The organism is Nonomuraea sp. NPDC049028, assembly GCF_043197735.1.
In the GTDB taxonomy this organism is placed as follows: domain Bacteria; phylum Actinomycetota; class Actinomycetes; order Streptosporangiales; family Streptosporangiaceae; genus Nonomuraea.
Window position 1 is genome coordinate 188,497 of the sequence record NZ_JBICTR010000011.1, and the last position, 15,305, is coordinate 203,801.

13 protein-coding genes are annotated in these 15,305 nt (G+C 70.4%); 5 read left to right on the top strand and 8 right to left on the bottom strand.

Annotated elements, in window-relative coordinates:
• Positions 1-57: 57 nt before the first annotated feature.
• From ACGFJ2_RS39890 to ACGFJ2_RS39910, 5 genes are read right to left on the bottom strand one after another with little or no spacing between them, the layout of a single operon-like run.
• Positions 58-678: an MBL fold metallo-hydrolase gene (locus tag ACGFJ2_RS39890; RefSeq protein WP_393477441.1), complete on the bottom strand. Its 621-nt coding sequence runs from the start codon at positions 676-678 to the stop codon at positions 58-60.
• Positions 679-1,764: an S-(hydroxymethyl)mycothiol dehydrogenase gene (locus ACGFJ2_RS39895; protein WP_393477444.1), complete on the bottom strand. Its 1,086-nt coding sequence runs from the start codon at positions 1,762-1,764 to the stop codon at positions 679-681.
• Positions 1,765-1,779: 15 nt separating this feature from the next.
• A complete protein-coding gene (locus ACGFJ2_RS39900) occupies positions 1,780-2,700 on the bottom strand; it encodes an adenylate/guanylate cyclase domain-containing protein (RefSeq protein WP_357949485.1) in 921 nt (306 codons plus the stop codon).
• A 41-nt stretch (positions 2,701-2,741) separates the two neighbouring features.
• The gene (locus ACGFJ2_RS39905) at positions 2,742-3,254 is read right to left on the bottom strand and encodes a PH domain-containing protein (RefSeq protein WP_358431741.1); all 513 of its coding nucleotides are present in this window, start codon (positions 3,252-3,254) and stop codon (positions 2,742-2,744) included.
• Between the two features lie 32 nt (positions 3,255-3,286).
• Positions 3,287-4,108 (bottom strand): biotin--[acetyl-CoA-carboxylase] ligase, encoded by an 822-nt coding sequence (locus ACGFJ2_RS39910; RefSeq protein ID WP_357948835.1) that lies wholly within the window; start codon positions 4,106-4,108, stop codon positions 3,287-3,289.
• A gap of 61 nt (positions 4,109-4,169) precedes the next feature.
• Between ACGFJ2_RS39910 and ACGFJ2_RS39915 the strand changes: the two genes are divergently transcribed.
• Genes ACGFJ2_RS39915 through ACGFJ2_RS39925 form a run of 3 tightly spaced genes read left to right on the top strand, consistent with a single transcriptional unit; the run spans position 4,170 to position 8,359 of the window.
• A complete protein-coding gene (locus ACGFJ2_RS39915) occupies positions 4,170-6,374 on the top strand; it encodes an FdhF/YdeP family oxidoreductase (protein WP_393477449.1) in 2,205 nt (734 codons plus the stop codon).
• Positions 6,371-7,222, top strand: coding sequence for a formate dehydrogenase accessory sulfurtransferase FdhD (gene fdhD, locus ACGFJ2_RS39920; protein ID WP_393477452.1), 852 nt, complete (start codon positions 6,371-6,373; stop codon positions 7,220-7,222). Before ACGFJ2_RS39915 ends, fdhD begins: the two co-directional genes overlap by 4 nt.
• Before the next feature lie 57 nt (positions 7,223-7,279).
• A complete protein-coding gene (locus ACGFJ2_RS39925) occupies positions 7,280-8,359 on the top strand; it encodes an epoxide hydrolase family protein (protein WP_393477455.1) in 1,080 nt (359 codons plus the stop codon).
• A gap of 2 nt (positions 8,360-8,361) precedes the next feature.
• Here the strand turns inward: ACGFJ2_RS39925 and ACGFJ2_RS39930 are convergent, their stop codons facing one another.
• The 3 genes from ACGFJ2_RS39930 to ACGFJ2_RS39940 all read right to left on the bottom strand — a co-directional run bounded on the left by ACGFJ2_RS39930 (position 8,362) and on the right by ACGFJ2_RS39940 (position 13,383).
• Entirely contained in the window at positions 8,362-10,983 is a 2,622-nt protein-coding gene (locus ACGFJ2_RS39930; protein WP_393477458.1) for a phosphoenolpyruvate carboxylase, read from the bottom strand.
• 67 nt (positions 10,984-11,050) lie between these two features.
• Positions 11,051-12,610, bottom strand: a complete 1,560-nt coding sequence (locus ACGFJ2_RS39935; protein ID WP_393477461.1) for a hypothetical protein — start codon at positions 12,608-12,610, stop codon at positions 11,051-11,053.
• Positions 12,607-13,383 carry an ABC transporter ATP-binding protein gene (locus tag ACGFJ2_RS39940; protein ID WP_357948821.1) on the bottom strand — a complete coding sequence of 259 codons (777 nt, stop codon included), beginning with the start codon at positions 13,381-13,383 and terminating at the stop codon, positions 12,607-12,609. The genes ACGFJ2_RS39935 and ACGFJ2_RS39940 overlap by 4 nt, the downstream gene beginning before the upstream one ends.
• A gap of 35 nt (positions 13,384-13,418) precedes the next feature.
• On the opposite strand from ACGFJ2_RS39940, the gene ACGFJ2_RS39945 reads away from it, so the two are divergent.
• Both ACGFJ2_RS39945 and ACGFJ2_RS39950 read left to right on the top strand, forming a co-directional pair.
• On the top strand, positions 13,419-15,008 hold the full coding sequence (locus ACGFJ2_RS39945; RefSeq protein WP_393477464.1) for an acyl-CoA carboxylase subunit beta: 1,590 nt from the start codon (positions 13,419-13,421) through the stop codon (positions 15,006-15,008).
• Positions 15,005-15,205 carry an acyl-CoA carboxylase subunit epsilon gene (locus tag ACGFJ2_RS39950; protein WP_357948815.1) on the top strand — a complete coding sequence of 67 codons (201 nt, stop codon included), beginning with the start codon at positions 15,005-15,007 and terminating at the stop codon, positions 15,203-15,205. The genes ACGFJ2_RS39945 and ACGFJ2_RS39950 overlap by 4 nt, the downstream gene beginning before the upstream one ends.
• Positions 15,206-15,305: the final 100 nt, after the last annotated feature.

Consider the following 15,305-nt stretch of genomic DNA (forward strand, 5'->3'; position numbering starts at 1 on the left):
GGCACACCTAAGGTAACCCACTTCGGTAAGGCTTGCCTATGTTAGGTACGACACAGATCAGTGACCCCGGGCGATCCACCCCTCCAAGTGCGGCGCCTCGGCCCCGATCGACGTCGAGTCGCCGTGGCCGGTGTGCACGACCGTCTCGCCGGGCAGCCCCAGCAGCCGCCGGGCGATCGAGTCGACGATCGTGTCGAACGACGAGTAGGACCGGCCGGTCGCGCCGGGCCCGCCCTTGAACAGCGTGTCGCCGCTGAACAGGACGCCGAGGTCGGGGGCGTACAGGCAGACCGCCCCCGGCGCGTGGCCGGGAGTGTGGAGCACCTCCAGCGCGATCCCGCCGACCTCGACCTTCTCGCCGTCGGCCAGGGGCTCGTACGGCACCTCCTGGCCGTACACCTGGTCCCAGAGGACCTGGTCGGCGGGGTGCAGCCGGATCGGCGCCCCGGTCAGCTCGGCGAGCTCCTTCGCGGCGTTGATGTGGTCGTTGTGCGCGTGCGTGCAGACGACGGCCTTGACCGTCCGCTCGCCGACGCGGTCGGCGATGGCGCGCGCGTCGTGCGCCGCGTCGATGACGACCACCTCGCGGGCGTCGCCGACCAGCCAGACGTTGTTGTCGACGTCCCACGTGCCGCCGTCGAGCGAGAACGTTCCCGAGGTGATGACCCTGTCGATCATCTAGAGGACCACCACCGAGCGCAGCACCTCGCCGCGGTGCATCTTGGCGAAGGCCTCCTCGACCTCGTCCAGCGCGATGGTCTCCGTCACGAACTTGTCGAGCGGGAGCCGCCCCTGCAGGAACAGGTCGATCAGCATGGGGAAGTCGCGCGAGGGCAGGCAGTCGCCGTACCACGAGGACTTGAGCGAGCCGCCGCGCCCGAACACATCCAGCAGCGGCAGCTCCAGCGCCATCTCGGGCGTCGGCACGCCGACGAGCACGACGGTGCCGGCCAGGTCGCGGGCGTAGAACGCCTGCTTGTACGTCTCGGGCCGGCCGACGGCCTCGATGACCACGTCGGCGCCGAAGCCGCCGGTGAGGTCGCGGATCGCCTCAACCGGGTCGTTCGCCCGCGAGTTGATCGTGTCGGTGGCGCCGAAGCCGCGGGCCCATTCGAGCTTGTTGTCGTCCACGTCGACCGCGATGATCTTCGCGGCGCCGGCCAGCGACGCGCCCAGGACCGCGGCGTCGCCCACGCCGCCGCAGCCGATGACGGCGACCGTGTCACCCCTGGAGACGTTGCCCGTGTTGAGCGCGGCCCCGAGCCCGGCCATGACCCCGCAGCCGAGCAGCCCGGCCACCTCGGCGGGCGCGTCGGCGGAGACCTTGGTGCATTGCCCCGCGGCGACCAGCGTCTTGCCCAGGAACGCGCCGATGCCCAGCGCGGGCGAGAGCTCGGTGCCGTCGGCCAGCGTCATCTTCTGGGTGGCGTTGTGGGTGTTGAAGCAGTACCACGGGCGCCCGCGCAGGCAGGCCCGGCACTGGCCGCACACGGCCCGCCAGTTGAGGATCACGAAGTCGCCGGGCGCGACCCCGGTGACGCCCTCGCCCACCGCCTCGACCACGCCCGCGGCCTCGTGCCCGAGCAGGAACGGGAAGTCGTCGTTGATGCCGCCCTCCCGGTAGTGCAGGTCGGTATGGCACACCCCACAGGCCTTGACGGTCACCACCGCCTCCCCTGGTCCGGGGTCGGGCACGAGCACCGTCTCGACCGATACTTCCTGGCCCTTACCTCGGGCGATGACTCCCTGCACTTCATACGGCATGGCAGCCATCTTGTGTCAAGGGGATGATCTCCGCAAGGCGTAGGGCTGCACCATCCCGATCCCCCGCGCCGGCCGGCGCCGGATCCTGCGGAGCTCGAAGCCCGTGTCGCCGTCGAGACCCTCGGCCAGTTCGGCGTCCACGACGATGGTGCCCGGCCGGGCGATGGCGGTGAGCCGGGCGGCAAGATTTACCGTCGTGCCGAAGACGTCGCCCATCATGGGCAGGACCGGCCCGTAGGCCAGGCCGATGCGCAGGTCGCCCGGCTCCACCAGGTCGAGCGCGATCGCCGCCGCGTCGGCCGGGGTGTGGGCGGTGAACAGGACCTCGTCGCCGAGCGTCTTGACCAGCCGGCCGCCGTGCGCGGCCACCACGTCGGAGGCCCGCGCCTCGAACCCCTCGACCAGCGCGGCCAGCTCCCGCTCGTCGAGTTCGCGGGCGCGCCGGGTGAAGGAGACGAGGTCGGCGAAGCCCACGGCGATCGACACGCGGGCGGGGATGTTCTCCTCGTCGAGGTCGGCGACGGACAGCAGCCGGGTGCCCGCGGCGGCCAGTTGGGCCCGCCAGACGTGGATCAGCACCTGCTCGAAGTCGGGCAGCAGTAGCCGGGCCGTGTCGAGCACCCGGCCGAGGTCGTCGTCGGACGGCCGCTCGCCGGGCGGCAGCATCGCGCCGATCATGATCTCGGCCTGCCACTGGGCCAGCCTGGCCGTGGTCTGGCCGAGCGCGCGGGCCATCCGGATGACGGTCGGCTCGTCGAGCAGGCCGTTGCCGAGCATCCTGCTCACCCGCCGCAGCGCGTCTACGTCACCGTCGGAGAAGGCCACCGCGTCGTCGGCGAGCGAGGCGAAGCCCAGCGCCCGCCAGATGCGCTCGGCCAGCGCCGGCGACACGCCGGCCTCGGCCGACACCTCCGCCTTGGTGTGACGGGCGGGCATGCCGACCAGCAGCCGGTCGATCTCCTCAGCGGTGGGCCTGTTCAATGGCCGTCGATATCTCCGTCGGAGGCGTCCTCCAGGAGGCGGAACAGGTCGGTCCTGACGTCCTGGATGTGGGGGATGTCGCGCAGGGCGATCTGCCCCCGGTCACCCGCCGACTCGACGGTGAGCGTGCCGCAGCCGAGGATGCGCTCGAAGAAGGTCTGGTCGGAGCTGACCGTGTTGACCTTGGCCATCGGGATCTCGTCCGTCGACTTGTTGAGCACGCCCGTGCTGATCGTGAAGCGGTGGGTGGTGAGCACGTAGCCGGTGTTCTTCCACTGCAGGTACGGCACGAACGACCAGACCGTCAGCAGCAGCACGGCGACGACGCCGACGGCGATCCTGGCGTAGTTGGCGTACTCGAAGCTGCCGGGAATGAGGAAGAGCGCCACGCCCGAGGCGGCGACGATCAGCACGAGCGCGATGAAAGGCACCACGAGCCGCTTCCAGTGCGGGTGGAACGACCTGATGCGTCGCTCACCCTGCGTCAAGTGGTGGTCGGGGAGGGTCATGGGCAAATGGTGCCACCTCCGCGCCCTCGGGGCTACGAGGACGCGCGAACGTGGACGACGTCGCCCGCGCTCAATGTGTGCCGCTGGCCGTTGGCGGTCACCTGGAGGTGTCCGGCCTGGTCGATGCCGGTCGCCTGGCCGGTCAGCACCTGGTCGCCGGGCAGCTCGATCCGTACCTGCCGCCCGATGGTGGCGCTCGACGCCTGGTAGGCGGCGCGCAGGCCGCACGCGTCGGCGTCGCCGCCCGCCTCGGACCAGTCGCGGTAGTGCCGCTCGACCTCCCTGAGCACGGCCCTGAGCAGCGGATCCCGGTCCACGCACGCGGCCTGCTCGATGGCCAGCGAGGTGGCCGTCTCCACGGGGAGCTCCTCGGGCTTGAGCGAGACGTTCAGGCCCATTCCGATGACCACGGCGTCCTCTGCCCGCTCGGCCAGGATCCCGGCCAGCTTGCGCTCGCCGATCAGCAGGTCGTTCGGCCACTTGAGCCGTACGTCCACCTCGGCCAGCCGGCGCACGGCCGAGGCCGCCGCCACGCCGTACAGCAGCGCCAGCCACCCCTGCGCGGCGATGGGCACCCGCGGGCGGAGCAGGACGGACACGGTCAGGCCTGAGCGCGGCGGCGCGATCCAGGTGCGGCCCAGCCTGCCCCGGCCGGCCACCTGCGACTCGGCGACCAGGATCCGGCCCTCCTCGGCGCCCTGTCTCGCGGCCTCGGCGAGATCGGCGTTGGTCGAGCCGGTGCTCTCGACGACGCTCACGCCGGTCCACAGGCCGCCGGGGCGTACGAGGGCGCGGTTGAGCGCCACCTCGGACAGGGGCGGGCGGTCGAGGTCGGAGTAGCGCGAGTCCGGCATTCCTCCATCTTCGCCCAAGCTCGACTGTCCTCTGGCGCCCCACGCGGGTGAAGATGGGGAGATGAGCAGACGTCTGGATCCGCGCAACTGGGCCTCGTGGCGGCCGTTCGGCCTCGGGCTGCGCAAGCCGAACAACTATCTGGAACTGCTGAAGGCGTTTCGATCGGTCAAGGGCAACAGGCGTTACGCCTGGCGGATTCTCCAGCAGGGCACGTGCGACGGGTGCGCGCTGGGCACGCGGGGCATGCGCGACTGGACCATGGACGAGATCCACCTGTGCAACATCCGGCTGCGGCTGCTGCCACTGAACACGATGCCGGCGCTCGACGTCTCGCTGCTGGGCGACGTCTCCGGGCTGGCCGGTAAGAAGAGCGCGGAGCTGCGGGAGCTGGGGCGGCTTCCGTACCCCATGCTCCGGCGGGCGGGAGAGCCGGGCTTCCGGCGGATCTCGTGGGACGAGGCGTTGGGGGTGGCCGCCGGCGGGCTGCGGGACGCGCGCTTCGGCGCCTACCTGACCAGCCGCGGCATGCCGAACGAGAACTACTACGTAGCGCAGAAGGCGGTCCGCGCGCTGGGCACCAACAGCGTGGACAACGCGGCGCGCATCTGCCACTCCCCCTCGACCGTCGCGCTCAAGCAGACGATCGGCGCGGCGGCCACCACCTGCTCCTACACCGACTGGATCGGCTCCGACCTGATCGTCTTCATCGGGTCGAACCCGTCCAACAACCAGCCTGTGGCGATGAAGTACCTCTATCACGCCAAGAAGGCCGGCACCCGTGTGGCCATGGTCAACGCCTATCGCGAGCCCGGCATGGACCGCTACTGGGTGCCGTCGAACGCCGAGTCGGCGGTGTTCGGGACGAAGATCACTGACGAGTTCTTCGGTGTGAACGTGGGCGGCGACATCGGCTTCCTCAACGGCGTGCTCAAGCACCTGATCGAGAACGACTGGGTGGACAAGGCGTTCGTCGACCAGCGGACCTCCGGCTTCGAGGAGGTACGCCAGGCGCTGGCGGAGCAGTCGTGGGAGGCCCTGGAGGCGCTGTCCGGGGCGAGCCGCGACGAGATGCTCCGGCTGGCCCGGCTGCTCGGCGAGGCGAAGTCGGCGGTGCTGGTCTGGTCGATGGGCATCACGCAGCACGCCTTCGGCGAGGACAACGTCCGGTCGATCGTGAACCTGGCCCTGGCGCGCGGGTTCCTGGGGCGCGACAACTGCGGGCTGATGCCGATCCGCGGGCACAGTGGGGTGCAGGGCGGGGCCGAGATGGGCGCGTACGCCACCGGCCTGCCGGGCGGCCTGCCGATCACCCCAGAAAACGCCGCAAGATTTACCGATATTTGGGGATTTGAGGTGCCGACGGCGCCGGGTCTGACGGCGACCGACATGATCGACGCGGCCCACTCGGGCGACCTCGACGCGCTCATCTCCTCGGGCGGCAACTTCCTGGAGGTACTGCCCGATCCCGGCTACTGCCGGGAGGCGCTGTCCCGGCTCAAGCTCCGGGTGCACATCGACATCGTGCTGTCCTCGCAGATGCTCGTGCCGTCCGAGGGCGACGTGCTACTGCTGCCCGCCCAGACCCGCTACGAGATGACCGGCGGGGTGACCGAGACGTCCACCGAGCGCCGGATCATCTTCTCGCCCGAGATCGAGGGTCCCCGGATCGGCGAGGCGTGGCCGGAGTGGAAGATCTTCGGCGAACTGGCCGCCCACACGAACCCCGAAATTTCGGCAAAAGTCCGTTTCACCGGGACGCCGCAGATACGTGCGGAGATCGAGCAGACGGTGCCGTTCTACCAGGGCATTTCCGACCTCAAGGCTTTCGGGGACAACGTCCAGTACGGCGGGCGCCACCTGTTCGCCGACGGCCGCTTCAACACCCCTGACGGGCGCGGCGTGTTCTCCGCCGTCGAGCCGCCCGCGCTGGAGCGCCCCGACGGCACGTTCATGGTGGCCACGCGGCGCGGCAAGCAGTTCAACAGCATGGTCCACGAGCGCCTCGACGGCTTCAACGGCGCGATGCGCGAGGCCGTGCTGATGAGCCCCTATGACGCCGACCGCCTCGGCCTGCCCGACGGCACTCCGGTCGAGCTGCGTTCGGGCGAGCGTACGTACGGGGGCAAAGTCCTCCGCGCGCCCCTGATGCCGGGCAACCTGCAGATCCACTGGCCGGAGGGCAACGTACTCCTCGACGAGACCAGGCGCTCGCCCCAGGCCAGGATCCCCGACTACAACGCGCTCGTCACCGTGCGGCGGCTATGACCGACCGGCTGACCCGCGTGGGTCCCACCACTCGCATCCGCGTCCGCGAGCTGTCCGGCTCCACGGTCCGCGACCGGCGCGACGACCTCGCCACCGAGGAGCCGCTGGAGATCCGCCTCACCGCGCTGGACGGGACACGCAAGACCGTCGCCATCACCATGCGCACCCCCGGCCACGACTTCGAGCTGGCCGCCGGGTTCCTGCACGGCGAGGGCCTGGTCAAGCCCGGCGGCATCGCGGCCATCGCGTACTGCACCGACGAGGACCTCCCGCCGGAGGCCCGCTACAACACGGTCACCGTACGCCTGCACGGCCCGATCCCCGACCTGCCGTCGCTGGACCGCCACTTCCTCACCTCCAGCGCCTGCGGCGTGTGCGGCTCGGCCAGCCTCGACGACCTGCACGACCGCTGCGCGCCGCTCCCCCGCGGCACCCTCGCCCTCACCCCCGAGATCCTGTACGGCCTGCCGGACGCGCTGCGGGCGGGCCAGGGCGTCTTCGGCAAGACGGGCGGCCTGCACGCGGCCGGGCTGTTCCGCCCCGACGGAACGCTGGTGGCGCTCAGGGAGGACGTGGGCCGGCACAACGCGGTGGACAAACTGGTCGGCTGGGCAGCACTCGGCCAGCGGCTCCCCCTGACCGAGCATGTGCTGATGGTAAGCGGCCGGGCCAGCTACGAGATCATGCAGAAGGCGCTGGCCGCGGGCGTGCCAGCGGTGTGCGCGGTGTCGGCCCCCTCGTCACTGGCCGTTGACCTGGCCAGGGAGTTCGGCATGACGCTCGTCGGGTTCCTGCGCGGGCAGCGGTGCAACGTGTACGCGGGCCAGGAGCGCGTATTAGTGGAATGAAGCGTTCCGTTCTGCTACTGTTGGAACAGAACAACTCGTTCCGACAAGGAGCCTGAGATGAGCGTTCACCCCTTCCGCGTCGAGATCCCCCAGGCCGACCTCGACGACCTGCGGACCCGCCTCGCCATGACCCGCTTCACCGACGAGATCGCGGACGCCGACCAGGGTGTGGGCGTGGCGCGGGTCCGCCGCCTGGTCGGCCGCTGGCTCGACGGCTTCGACTGGCGGGCCCAGGAGGCCAGGCTCAACGCCTACCCGCAGTTCACCACGGAGATCGACGGGCAGAACATCCACTTCATCCACGTCCGCTCTGCCAACCCCGACGCCCTCCCCCTGATCCTGACCCACGGCTGGCCGGGCTCGATCGTCGAATACCTCGACGCCATCGAACCTCTGTCGCGGCACTTCCACCTCGTCGTGCCCTCGCTCCCCGGCTACGGCTTCTCCGGCCCGACCACCGAGCTGGGCTGGAACAACCAGCGCATCGCCCGGGCCTGGGCCGAGCTGATGTCCCGCCTGGGCTACGACCGTTATGGCGCGGTGGGCAACGACGCGGGCTCGATGATCTCCCCCGAACTCGGCCGGCTCGCCCCCGAGCACGTCGTCGGCGTCCATGTGACGCAGCTGTTCTCCTTCCCCTCCGGCGACCCGGCCGAGTTCGCGAACCTGAGCGAGGAGGACCAGGCCGGGCTGGCCGTACTCGACTGGTTCTGGAAGGAGAAGGGCGCCTTCAACGTCCTGCAGTCACAGCAGCCGCAGACGCTCGCCCACGCCATCACCGACTCACCCGCCGGGCTGCTCGGCTGGCTCGCCCAGCTCTTCGACGAGGACCTGGACGACGACTTCGTGCTGACCAACGCGGCGATCCACTGGTTCACCGGCACCGCCGGCTCGGGCCTGCGCCTGTACTGGGAGAACGCCCGCATGGAGACGCCGAAGGAGCCCACGACCGTGCCGACGGCGCTGGCCATGGCGGAGGGCGACTTCAAATCCATCCGCGCCTTCGCCGAGCGCGACCACACCGGCATCGTCTCCTGGAAGACCCTCGAAGCCCCGGCCCACGGCCACTACACGGCCCACACCGCCACAGAAGCCATCACCACCGACATCAAAGCCTTCTTCGACGGCCTTGGCTGACGTCAGCCGGTGTTCTGCAGGCCCGCCGCCACCCCGTTGACCGACAGCAGGAGCAGGGTCGACAGGCGTTCGCGTTCGTGGTCCGACAGGGTGCCGGTGCGCATGGCCGTCAGCGCGCGTAGCTGCAGGTGGGACAGCGCGTCCACGTACGGGTCGCGGAGCTGGACGGCGCGGGACAGGACTTTGCGGTTCTCCAGCAACCGGGTGTGGCCGGTGACCTGCAGCACCAGGCTGCGGGTCCGGTCATACTCCTCCATGACCTGGCGGGCGAAGTCCCCGCGGCCGCCGAGTGCCAGGTAGCGTTCGGCGATCGATCTGTCGGTCTTGGCCAGCGACATCTCCGCGTTGTCGAGCAGCGCGTTGAACAGCGGCCACTCGGCGTAGGCCGCCTTCAGCTCGTCGAGTGAGGCGACCGCGGCCAGGCCGGTGCCCAGGCCGTACCAGCCGGGCAGGTTGACCCGGGTCTGGGCCCAGGCGAAGACCCAGGGGATGGCGCGCAGGTCGTCGAGCGAGCGGGGGGCGCCGAGGCCGCGGCGGGCGGGGCGGGAGCCGAGGCGCAGGGAGCCGATCTCCTCCAGCGGGCTGACCAGGGCGAACCACTCCGGGAAGCCGGGGGCTTCGGTGAGCGAGCGGTAGGCCTGCTCCGAGGCCGTGGCCACCTGCTCGGCGAGCGAGCGGAAGCGGTCGGCCGCGGCGGCGGTGCGGGAGCCGACCGAGGGCGAGGAGGCCATCAGCACCGCGTTCGTGACCTGCTCCAGGTGGCGGCGGGCGATGGCGATGTGGCCGTAGCGGGCGAAGATGACCTCGCCCTGCTCGGTGACCTTGAAGCGGCCGGCGACCGAGCCGGGCGCCTGGGCGAGCACCGCGCGGTTGGCGGGGCCGCCGCCACGGCCGAGCGCGCCGCCGCGGCCGTGGAACATGCGCAGCTTCACATCGTGCTTCAGCGCCCAGGCGGTCAGCTGCTCCTGCGCCTCGTACAGGCGCAGCGTCGCGGCGGCCGGGCCGAGCTCCTTGGCCGAGTCGGAGTAGCCGAGCATGATCTCCATGCGCCTGCCGTTGGCGGCCAGCCGCTCGCGCATCGGCGGCAGCTCCAGCATGCCGGACAGCACGTCCGGGGAGTTGGCCAGGTCCTGGCCCGACTCGAACAGCGGCACCACGTCGAGCACGGGCGCGCGCTTGCCTAGCGCGTGCTCGGCCAGCTCGTATACGGCGGCGATGTCGTCGGCGGAGCGGGTGAAGGAGACGACATAGCGGGAGCAGGCCGTGACGCCGAACCGCTCCTGGATCCAGGCGATCACCCGGATCGTGGCCAGCACCTCCTCGGTGCGCTCCGACAGCTCGCCGCCCGCCCTGATCTCCTCCAGCGCGGCCGCGTGCACCTGGGAGTGCTGGCGTACCTCCAGCTCGGCCAGATGGAAGCCGAACGTCTCGACCTGCCAGATGAGCTGCTGCAGTTCCCCGTACGCCTGACGCGCGGCGTGGCCGGAGAGCGAGTCCTGGGCCAGGCGCAGGTCGGCGAGCAGTTCGGCCGGGGCGCGGTAGGCGAGGTCGAGGTCGCGGCGGAGGGTGGCGGCGATGCGGGCGGCCACGAACATCAGCCACTGCCGGTGCGGCTCGCTCGGCGAGCGGGTGGCCATCTCCGAGACCACCTCGGGATGGGCGTCGACGGCCGCGGCCAGGGCCGCCCTGAGCTCCGGCGACGGGGGCGCGAACTGCTCGGCCGCGGTGAGTGTGCGGGCGATGCGCGTGCAGGCCGTCTCGAGGGCGGTCAGCACGTGGTCGGACTGGATCTGGACGGTCTCGCGGGTGACCTTGGCGGTCACGTTGGGGTTGCCGTCGCGGTCGCCGCCGATCCAGCTGCCGTAGCGGATGAAGGGCCTGGCCAGCGGCGGGCGGGTGCCGGTGCCCTCGCCGAGCGCCGCGTCGAGCGAGCGGTAGACCTGCGGCACCATGCGGAACAGCGTCTCGTCGAAGGCGGCCATGGCGGTGCGTACCTCGTCGAGCGGGTCGAGCTTGGTGGAGCGCAGCTGGGCCGTACGCCACAGCAGGTCGATCTCCTCCAGCAGCCGCCGGCGGCTCTCGGCGCGCTCGGAGGCGCCGCGCCCGGCGGCGTTGTACTCGCTCAGCTGGCCGCTGACCCGCTGGATCGCGGTGACGACCGCGCGCCGGCGCGCCTCCGTCGGGTGCGCGGTCAGGACCGGGTGCAGCTCCAGCCCCTCGACCAGCTCGGCGACGCGTTCGTGGCCCAGCTCGTGTACGGCCTGCGCCAGCGACTCCCGCTCCACCCGGTCCTCGGTGTCACGTTCGCGCAGGATGCGGATGCGGTAGTGCTCCTCGGCCAAGTTGGCCAGATGGAAGTAACAGGTGAACGCGCGGGCGATCTGTACGGCCCGGTCGATCTCCCACTGCGCGACCATGGCCGTGATCTCGTCACCGGTGACCTCGCCCCTGCGGGCGGCGATCACGGCCTTGCGCAGGCGTTCGACGTCGGCCAGCAGATCCTCGCCGCCCTGCTCGGCGATCACCTGCCCGAGCAGCTTGCCGAGCAATCGCACGTCCTTGCGCAGCTCATCGGGCATCTCGGTGACCGCGGCACTGCGACGCTCAATCCCCTGGTCAATCATGCTTCAAAGGTATCCACAAGCGTGGAATGTCCGTAAGGCGGTCTCACGTATTGGACTAGACCAATGCTCAGGTGGGCCGGGACACCGCGGCGAGCAGCTCGGGGAGGCGGGGGAAGCCGATCTTCGCGCCGAGCCGCCGGCCCAGCACCTCGGCCAGCAACCCGTAGAACGGCGCGAGCACCGACACCCAGAGCAGTCCGAAGAGCAGCGGCACCACGAACGGCACCGACAGGAGGGAGATGCCCAGCAGCGCGCCCACACCGGAGACGAACGCCTGCCCGCCCTGACCGGGCGCGGCCCCGCTGAAGGCGTTCATCCGCTCGGGCATGGTGTAGGGGATGACGACGCTGGTCACGGAGCCGACGCCGAATCCGGTCCCGAGCGCGCCCAGGCCGATGAGCACCGCCGGGACGATCCCCTCCGGGTGGCCGGCGAACAGCCCGGCGGCGACGGCGATCAGCGTGAGCAGCGGCGTCGCGACCAGCGCGCCGGCCAGGTGGCGGCCGGCCAGATCGGTGCTGAGGCCGCGTTCGGAGCCGATGGTCACGGCGTTCATCCAGAGCGAGCGGCCGTCGATGCCGAACGAGTTGGCCGACTGCAGGGCGATCATCATCCCGGCCGACGCGGTGAGCAGAATCGGCGTTGACGCCCCGGCGTCTCCGGAGCGGGTGACCGAGAAGCCCAGCACGATGGCCACCAGGACGGAGGAGAACCAGCCGACCCGGTAGCGGGGCTCGCGCATGATGTACTTGAGCTCCTTGGTGACCACGGCGGCCAGCGGCCCGCTCGGCACGAACCGGTCGACCAGGCCGCTCCCCCTGCGTACGGAGGCCGCGCGCGTGGAGGAGTCGGGTGTGACCAGGGCCCGGCTCAGCGCCTTGATCCACAGCCAGCCGACCACCACGACCACGAGGGCCACGACGACGAGCTCGGCCAGGCCGGTCAGGCCGCCGTCGGCCATCGCGTGCGCGGCCATGCCCGAGGGCGTCCACCTGAGCAGGGCCGCGACTTGGCGCAGCATCCCCGCCGGGTCGCCGATGTTGCTGTTGAGCAGCAGGTTCGGCAGTTGCGCGAGCAGCACGACGAAGATCGCGGCCACGGCCAGCAGGTCCCGGCCGCGCCTGGTGCGCAGGGCGCTGGACAGCGCCGTGGTGACCAGCCGGGAGGCGACCAGGCAGAGCGCGAACTGCAGGAGCACCGCGACGATCCCGAGCAGCACGCCGCCGACGCCGGTGGCGAGCCCGGCCAGGGCGCCCGCCGTGATGATCAGGGTGGCCAGCGGCCAGACGCCGGTGGCGGAGGCGGTGAACATGCCGACCGCGAGCCGGTGGGTGGGCAGCGGGAACAGCGACAGCCGCGCCGGGTCGAGCGTGTCGTCCAGGCCGAACGCCAGCAGCGGCACGACCATCCAGCCGATGAGCATGACCGAGAACACCACGACGACGATCGACGCCGCGACGTCGTGCGGCGCCAGCCGGAGCAGGCTCATGAGCAGGAAGCCGATGACGCTCACGAACACGGACATGATGAGGGTGAAGATGAAGCCGAGCTTGCGTTGTATGTCGCCGCGGAGGTTGCCGGCCAGCAGCCGGAGCTTGAGCTGGGCGAAGAGCGCGACGGTACTCACGCCGGCTCCTGCTTGCCCCGGCCGAGCCAGGTCAGACCCGAGTCGCCGTTGTCGCGCGGACCGCCGACGAGCTCCAGGAACGCCTGGTTGAGGCTGCGTCCGGCGCGTACCTTCTCCAGCGGGCCCTGGGCCACGATGTGCCCGGCGCTCATCACCGACACCCAGTCGCAGAGCCGCTCGACGAGGTCCATCACGTGACTGGAGAAGATGACGGTCGAGCCCGAGGCGGTGAAGCGCCGGAGCACTTCAGTGAGCGTGTTGGCGCTGACCGGATCGACGCCCTCGAACGGCTCGTCGAGGAAGAGCACGGAGGGGTTGTGCAGGAGCGCCGCCGCCAGGCCGATCTTCTTGCGCATGCCGGTGGAGTAGTCGACGACGAGCTTGTCGGCGGCGTCGGCCAGGTCCATCACCCGCAGCAGTTCCTCGGCGCGCTGCTCGACGTCGGCCTTGGCGATGCCGCGCAGCCTGCCGTTGTAGAGGAGTAACTCGCGGCCCGACAGGCGTTCGAACAGCCGCAGCCCCTCGGGCAGCACGCCGATGCGGGCCTTGACCTCGACGGGATCGCGCCACACGTCGAAGCCGTCGATCTCGGCCTGGCCGCCGTCGGGGCGGAGCAGCCCGGTGATCATGCTCAGGGAAGTCGTCTTGCCGGCGCCGTTCGGGCCGACGAGCCCGGCGAAGCTGCCCGCCGGGACCACGAGGTCGATGCCGGCCACCGCGATCTGCGGGCCGTATCGCTTGAACAGGCCGTGCGTGTGAACCGCCTCCGTCATGGATCCACTGTAGGAGCCGGGTTAATGTTGCGCGCATGACTGCTGCCGAGGCCGTACCGGACCCGCCGGACATTCACACCACCGCCGGGAAAATCGCCGGCCTCGAGCGCCGGCTCGACGAGGCGGTCCACGCCGGGTCGGCGGCGGCCGTGGCCAAGCAGCGCGCCAAGGGCAAGATGACCGCGCGGGAGCGGGTGCTGGCGCTGCTCGACGAGGACTCGTTCGTGGAGTTCGACGAGTTCGCCAGGCACCGGTCCACGATGTTCGGGCTGGAGAGCAGGCGACCGTACGGGGACGGCGTGATCACCGGTCACGGCACGATCGACGGGCGCCAGGTATGTGTGTTCTCGCAGGACGTGACCGTGTTCGGCGGCTCGCTCGGCGAGGTCTACGGCGAGAAGATCGTCAAGGTGCTCGACCTGGCCCTGAAGACCGGCTGCCCGATCATCGGCATCAACGAGGGCGGCGGCGCCCGCATCCAGGAGGGCGTGGTCGCGCTCGGCCTCTACGCCGAGATCTTCAAGCGCAACGTGCACGCCTCGGGCGTGATCCCGCAGATCTCGCTCATCATGGGCGCCGCGGCCGGCGGGCACGTCTACTCCCCCGCGCTGACCGACTTCGTGGTGATGGTCGACCAGACGTCGCAGATGTTCATCACCGGGCCCGACGTGATCAAGACCGTGACCGGCGAGGAGGTCACGTTCGAGGAGCTCGGCGGCGCGCACACGCACAACACCAAGTCGGGCGTGGCCCACTACCAGGCCACCGACGAGAGCGACGCGCTCGACTACGTCAAGGCGCTGCTGTCCTACCTGCCCTCCAACAACCTGGACGAGGCGCCGGTCTTCGAGGGCGCCGGTGACCTGGAGCCGGATCCCGAGCTCGACCTGCTGATCCCCGACTCGGCGAACCAGCCCTACGACATGCACCGGGTGATCGAGCACGTGCTCGACGACGGTGAGTTCCTGGAGGTCCACGCGCTGTTCGCGCCCAACCTGGTGGTCGGGTACGGCCGGGTCGACGGTCAGGCGGTGGGCGTGGTGGCCAACCAGCCCATGCATTTCGCCGGGTGCCTGGATATCAACGCCTCCGAGAAGGCAGCCCGTTTTATTCGAACATGTGATGCTTTTAATATCCCGATCCTGACTTTTGTAGATGTCCCGGGATTCCTCCCAGGGACCGATCAGGAATGGAACGGAATCATCCGCCGCGGGGCCAAGCTCCTCTACGCCTACGCCGAGGCGACCGTGCCACTGGTGACGGTCATCACCCGCAAGGCGTACGGTGGGGCGTACGACGTCATGGGGTCCAAGCACCTGGGCGCCGACGTCAACCTGGCGTGGCCCACGGCGCAGATCGCGGTCATGGGCGCGCAGGGCGCCGTCAACATCCTCTACCGGCGCGAGCTCACCGCGGCGGGCGACGATGCCGACGCCGAGCGGGCCAGGCTGGTGACCGAATATGAGGACACGCTGGCCAACCCGTACATCGCGGCCGAGCGCGGCTACGTCGACGCGGTGATCCGACCCGCCGAGACGCGGGCTCAGGTCGTCAGGGCGCTGCGGGCGCTACGGAACAAGCGGGCCTCGCTGCCGCCGAAGAAGCATGGGAACATCCCGCTATGAGCGCCTATCTGCGGATCGTTCGTGGGGACGCCACGCCGGAGGAGATCGCCGCCCTCGTGACCGTTCTCGCGACACGGCAGGCCGTGCCGGAGCCGGCGGTCATGCCGCGAAGTCAAACATGGCGAAACCCGGCGAGAGCGATGCGTAAGGCACCCGCACCGGGGAAGTCGGGTTGGCGGATGAGCGCCCTGCCTTAGATAGATCCTGGGAATCGGGTGTCAAGTTCTCGAGGAGTTGGGACTATCTAGAGAAAGTAGGCGTATATAGTCAGCCGATCAACTAACCGCGGCCTGGAGG

What these genes read in the sequence shown, in the direction of transcription:
- ACGFJ2_RS39890 (WP_393477441.1), bottom strand. Translation starts at nt 678, where the DNA reads ATGATCGACAGGGTCATCACCTCGGGAACGTTCTCGCTCGACGGCGGC.
- ACGFJ2_RS39895 (WP_393477444.1), bottom strand. Translation starts at nt 1,764, where the DNA reads ATGCCGTATGAAGTGCAGGGAGTCATCGCCCGAGGTAAGGGCCAGGAA.
- ACGFJ2_RS39900 (WP_357949485.1), bottom strand. Translation starts at nt 2,700, where the DNA reads ATGCCCGCCCGTCACACCAAGGCGGAGGTGTCGGCCGAGGCCGGCGTG.
- ACGFJ2_RS39905 (WP_358431741.1), bottom strand. Translation starts at nt 3,254, where the DNA reads ATGACCCTCCCCGACCACCACTTGACGCAGGGTGAGCGACGCATCAGG.
- ACGFJ2_RS39910 (WP_357948835.1), bottom strand. Translation starts at nt 4,108, where the DNA reads ATGCCGGACTCGCGCTACTCCGACCTCGACCGCCCGCCCCTGTCCGAG.
- ACGFJ2_RS39915 (WP_393477449.1), top strand. Translation starts at nt 4,170, where the DNA reads ATGAGCAGACGTCTGGATCCGCGCAACTGGGCCTCGTGGCGGCCGTTC.
- fdhD (WP_393477452.1), top strand. Translation starts at nt 6,371, where the DNA reads ATGACCGACCGGCTGACCCGCGTGGGTCCCACCACTCGCATCCGCGTC.
- ACGFJ2_RS39925 (WP_393477455.1), top strand. Translation starts at nt 7,280, where the DNA reads ATGAGCGTTCACCCCTTCCGCGTCGAGATCCCCCAGGCCGACCTCGAC.
- ACGFJ2_RS39930 (WP_393477458.1), bottom strand. Translation starts at nt 10,983, where the DNA reads ATGATTGACCAGGGGATTGAGCGTCGCAGTGCCGCGGTCACCGAGATG.
- ACGFJ2_RS39940 (WP_357948821.1), bottom strand. Translation starts at nt 13,383, where the DNA reads ATGACGGAGGCGGTTCACACGCACGGCCTGTTCAAGCGATACGGCCCG.
- ACGFJ2_RS39945 (WP_393477464.1), top strand. Translation starts at nt 13,419, where the DNA reads ATGACTGCTGCCGAGGCCGTACCGGACCCGCCGGACATTCACACCACC.
- ACGFJ2_RS39950 (WP_357948815.1), top strand. Translation starts at nt 15,005, where the DNA reads ATGAGCGCCTATCTGCGGATCGTTCGTGGGGACGCCACGCCGGAGGAG.